The organism is Ramlibacter aurantiacus (assembly GCF_016722895.1).
Classification (GTDB): domain Bacteria; phylum Pseudomonadota; class Gammaproteobacteria; order Burkholderiales; family Burkholderiaceae_C; genus Ramlibacter; species Ramlibacter aurantiacus.
Map to the genome: position 1 here is coordinate 1 of NZ_JAEQNA010000020.1, position 5,341 is coordinate 5,341.

2 tRNA genes and 2 rRNA genes are annotated in these 5,341 nt (G+C 53.2%); all 4 read right to left on the reverse strand.

Going from position 1 to position 5,341, the window contains the following annotated elements:
• Positions 1-99 precede the first annotated feature (99 nt).
• The 4 genes from JI739_RS24210 to JI739_RS24225 all read right to left on the reverse strand — a co-directional run bounded on the left by JI739_RS24210 (position 100) and on the right by JI739_RS24225 (position 5,079).
• Positions 100-2,977, reverse strand: a 23S ribosomal RNA gene (locus tag JI739_RS24210).
• Positions 2,978-3,258: 281 nt separating this feature from the next.
• Positions 3,259-3,334 (reverse strand) — tRNA-Ala (locus JI739_RS24215).
• A 27-nt stretch (positions 3,335-3,361) separates the two neighbouring features.
• Positions 3,362-3,438: transfer RNA gene (locus JI739_RS24220), tRNA-Ile, on the reverse strand.
• 110 nt (positions 3,439-3,548) lie between these two features.
• A 16S ribosomal RNA gene (locus tag JI739_RS24225) occupies positions 3,549-5,079 on the reverse strand.
• Together the 16S and 23S rRNA genes with 2 tRNA genes alongside form the textbook arrangement of a ribosomal RNA operon.
• Positions 5,080-5,341 lie beyond the last annotated feature (262 nt).

The following is a 5,341-nucleotide window of genomic DNA, read 5'->3' on the forward strand; positions in this document are numbered from 1 at the left end:
TGTCGGCATTGCCAGCAAGACCAATTCATAGAGCCAATCAGCTTTGTTTGATTGCGATCAACCTTTTAGCATAAGCCTTGATCGTTTGATCAAAGTTATAGGGTCAAGCCGCACGAGCAATTAGTATCGGTTAGCTTAACGCATTGCTGCGCTTCCACACCCGACCTATCAACGTCCTGGTCTTGAACGACTCTTTAGGGGGCTCAAGGCCCCGGCAGATCTCATCTTGGAACGAGTTTCCCGCTTAGATGCTTTCAGCGGTTATCTCTTCCGCACTTAGCTACCCTGCGATGCCACTGGCGTGACAACAGGTACACCAGAGGTGCGTCCACTCCGGTCCTCTCGTACTAGGAGCAGGCTTCCTCAAATCTGCAGCGCCCACGGAAGATAGGGACCAAACTGTCTCACGACGTTTTAAACCCAGCTCACGTACCTCTTTAAATGGCGAACAGCCATACCCTTGGGACCGGCTACAGCCCCAGGATGAGATGAGCCGACATCGAGGTGCCAAACACCGCCGTCGATATGAACTCTTGGGCGGTATCAGCCTGTTATCCCCAGAGTACCTTTTATCCGTTGAGCGATGGCCCTTCCATACAGAACCACCGGATCACTATGTCCTGCTTTCGCATCTGCTCGACGTGTCAGTCTCGCAGTTAAGCACGCTTATGCCATTGCACTATCGTCACGATGTCCGACCGTAACTAGCGTACCTTCGAACTCCTCCGTTACGCTTTAGGAGGAGACCGCCCCAGTCAAACTGCCTACCATGCACTGTCCCCGACCCGGATAACGGGCCTAGGTTAGAACCTCAAACGCACCAGGGTGGTATTTCAAGGACGGCTCCACCCGATCTAGCGACCGAGCTTCAAAGCCTCCCACCTATCCTACACAGATCCGTTCAAAGTCCAATACAAAGCTACAGTAAAGGTTCATGGGGTCTTTCCGTCTTTCCGCGGGGAGATTGCATCATCACAAACATTTCAACTTCGCTGAGTCTCGGGAGGAGACAGTGTGGCCATCGTTACGCCATTCGTGCAGGTCGGAACTTACCCGACAAGGAATTTCGCTACCTTAGGACCGTTATAGTTACGGCCGCCGTTTACTGGGACTTCAATCAAGAGCTTGCACCCCATCATTTAATCTTCCAGCACCGGGCAGGCGTCACACCCTATACGTCCACTTTCGTGTTTGCAGAGTGCTGTGTTTTTATTAAACAGTCGCAGCCACCGATTTTTTGCAACCGCTTTGGGCTCCATCCGCAAGGGACTTCACCTACTGGCGGCACACCTTCTTCCGAAGTTACGGTGTCAATTTGCCGAGTTCCTTCTCCCGAGTTCTCTCAAGCGCCTGAGAATACTCATCTCGCGCACCAGTGTCGGTTTGCGGTACGGTCGTGTGCAGCTGAAGCTTAGTGGCTTTTCCTGGAAGCAGGGTATCACTCACTTCGGCGGCAAGCCGCCTCGTTATCACCCCTCATCTAAGCCCGGCGGATTTGCCTACCAGGCATGACTACAGGCTTGAACCGGGACATCCAACACCCGGCTGAGTTAACCTTCTCCGTCCCCACATCGCACTGCACATCGGTACAGGAATATTGACCTGTTTCCCATCAGCTACGCATCTCTGCCTCGCCTTAGGGGCCGACTCACTCTACGCCGATGAACGTTGCGTAGAAAACCTTGCGCTTACGGCGAGCGGGCTTTTCACCCGCTTTAACGCTACTCATGTCAGCATTCGCACTTCTGATACCTCCAGCAGCCTTTACAAGCCACCTTCACAGGCTTACAGAACGCTCTCCTACCACTTGCACTTGCGTGCAAATCCGCAGCTTCGGTAACTGGCTTAGCCCCGTTACATCTTCCGCGCAGGACGACTCGATCAGTGAGCTATTACGCTTTCTTTAAATGATGGCTGCTTCTAAGCCAACATCCTGACTGTTTTAGCCTTCCCACTTCGTTTCCCACTTAGCCAATTTTAGGGACCTTAGCTGGCGGTCTGGGTTGTTTCCCTCTTGAGTCCGGACGTTAGCACCCGGTGCTCTGTCTCCCACGCTGTACTCTTCGGTATTCGGAGTTTGCCTTGGTTTGGTAAGTCGCCATGACCCCCTAGCCAAAACAGTGCTCTACCCCCGAAGGTAATACGTGAGGCACTACCTAAATAGTTTTCGGAGAGAACCAGCTATTTCCAAGTTTGTTTAGCCTTTCACCCCTATCCACAGCTCATCCGCTAGTTTTGCAACACTAGTCGGTTCGGACCTCCAGTACCTGTTACGGCACCTTCATCCTGGCCATGGATAGATCACTTGGTTTCGGGTCTACACCCAGCGACTGAACGCCCTGTTCGGACTCGGTTTCCCTGCGGCTTCCCTATTCGGTTAACCTTGCCACTGAATGTAAGTCGCTGACCCATTATACAAAAGGTACGCCGTCACCCCGAAGGGCTCCGACTTTTTGTAAGCATGCGGTTTCAGGATCTATTTCACTCCCCTCCCGGGGTTCTTTTCGCCTTTCCCTCACGGTACTAGTTCACTATCGGTCGATGATGAGTATTTAGCCTTGGAGGATGGTCCCCCCATCTTCAGACAGGATTTCACGTGTCCCGCCCTACTTTTCGCTAGCTCAGTACCACACGTTCGTTTTCGCGTACGGGGCTATCACCCGCTATGGCACGCCTTTCCAGGCGCTTCCGCTAACAATCGCGCTATCACTAGCAGGCTCCTCCGATTTCGCTCGCCACTACTTTCGGAATCTCGGTTGATGTCTTTTCCTCGAGCTACTGAGATGTTTCAGTTCACCCGGTTCGCCTCACATGACTATGTATTCATCATGCGATTCCCTTGCGGGAGGGTTTCCCCATTCGGAAATCCCCGGATCAAAGCTTATTTGCCAGCTCCCCGAGGCTTATCGCAGGCTATCACGTCCTTCGTCGCCTATCATCGCCAAGGCATCCACCACATGCTCTTATTCACTTGACCCTATAACTTTGACGCCTCTCACGAGAAGCAAAGTCAATCAAGGAACCGCGAGGTCTCTCACCTCGCGCGTTATGCCGTCTTCAATTTTGCTTTCGCTTCATTGAAGTCTGGTTGACGCAATCAAAAAATGTCGCTGGCGGCACGGTGGGCCATGAGACCCTTTCCGCCAGCAACGCTGATTCGACTCTATGAATTGTTAAAGAACAGCCGATTGACTCCGGACTATGCCGGCGTCAACATCAAAGCAGTCTCAAGCGAAACTGCTTTGATGTTGATCATCGTGGTGGAGGATGACGGGATCGAACCGACGACCCCCTGCTTGCAAAGCAGGTGCTCTCCCAGCTGAGCTAATCCCCCTCATCCTCATTTGTGGAAGGAAACCCCTGGTGGGTCTGGTTGGTCTCGAACCAACGACCCCCGCCTTATCAAGACGGTGCTCTAACCAACTGAGCTACAGACCCAAGCCGGTCGCTTGTCAACACAAGCCCGTGCTGGCCTGGTCGCTGGCGACATCCCTCCAACAACCGATAAGTGTGAGCGCTTGAGCTGCTTGGATTGCAGTGTTTTCCAGAAAGGAGGTGATCCAGCCGCACCTTCCGATACGGCTACCTTGTTACGACTTCACCCCAGTCACGAACCCTGCCGTGGTAATCGCCCTCCTTACGGTTAGGCTAACTACTTCTGGCAGAACCCGCTCCCATGGTGTGACGGGCGGTGTGTACAAGACCCGGGAACGTATTCACCGCGACATTCTGATCCGCGATTACTAGCGATTCCGACTTCACGCAGTCGAGTTGCAGACTGCGATCCGGACTACGACTGGCTTTATGGGATTAGCTCCCCCTCGCGGGTTGGCAACCCTCTGTACCAGCCATTGTATGACGTGTGTAGCCCCACCTATAAGGGCCATGAGGACTTGACGTCATCCCCACCTTCCTCCGGTTTGTCACCGGCAGTCTCATTAGAGTGCCCTTTCGTAGCAACTAATGACAAGGGTTGCGCTCGTTGCGGGACTTAACCCAACATCTCACGACACGAGCTGACGACAGCCATGCAGCACCTGTGTTACGGCTCCCTTTCGGGCACGAAGCCATCTCTGGCAACTTCCGTACATGTCAAAGGTGGGTAAGGTTTTTCGCGTTGCATCGAATTAAACCACATCATCCACCGCTTGTGCGGGTCCCCGTCAATTCCTTTGAGTTTCAACCTTGCGGCCGTACTCCCCAGGCGGTCAACTTCACGCGTTAGCTTCGTTACTGATCCAGTAAAGGACCAACAACCAGTTGACATCGTTTAGGGCGTGGACTACCAGGGTATCTAATCCTGTTTGCTCCCCACGCTTTCGTGCATGAGCGTCAGTGCAGGCCCAGGGGATTGCCTTCGCCATCGGTGTTCCTCCGCATATCTACGCATTTCACTGCTACACGCGGAATTCCATCCCCCTCTGCCGCACTCCAGCGATGCAGTCACAAATGCAGTTCCCAGGTTAAGCCCGGGGATTTCACATCTGTCTTACATCACCGCCTGCGCACGCTTTACGCCCAGTAATTCCGATTAACGCTTGCACCCTACGTATTACCGCGGCTGCTGGCACGTAGTTAGCCGGTGCTTATTCTTACGGTACCGTCATTAACCCAGGGTATTAACCTAGGCCGTTTCGTTCCGTACAAAAGCAGTTTACAACCCGAGGGCCTTCATCCTGCACGCGGAATGGCTGGATCAGGCTTGCGCCCATTGTCCAAAATTCCCCACTGCTGCCTCCCGTAGGAGTCTGGGCCGTGTCTCAGTCCCAGTGTGGCTGGTCGTCCTCTCAGACCAGCTACAGATCGTCGGCTTGGTAGGCCTTTACCCCACCAACAACCTAATCTGCCATCGGCCGCTCCAATCGCGCGAGGTCTTGCGATCCCCCGCTTTCATCCATAGATCGTATGCGGTATTAGCTACGCTTTCGCGTAGTTATCCCCCACGACTGGGCACGTTCCGATGTATTACTCACCCGTTCGCCACTCGCCACCAGGGTTGCCCCCGTGCTGCCGTTCGACTTGCATGTGTAAAGCATTCCGCCAGCGTTCAATCTGAGCCAGGATCAAACTCTACAGTTCGATCTTGAAGTTTTTGCTCATAAAGGAATCGAAGTGAACTTCACTTCTTTTCTTATGAGCGTTTGATAGTTCCGAAGAACCTGGCAACCTCGTCGCCTCTCAAACGCCCACGCTTATCGGCTGTATTTTGTTAAAGATCCAGCAAACTGACTTTAGCCATTTTGCTTTGCTTGCTGCGATCAGCGAAGCCTTGAATTCTACACCGAGTTTTGAAGACCGGTCAAACTTTTTTTCCTTTGCTGCTTCGACCGACTCACCGTTT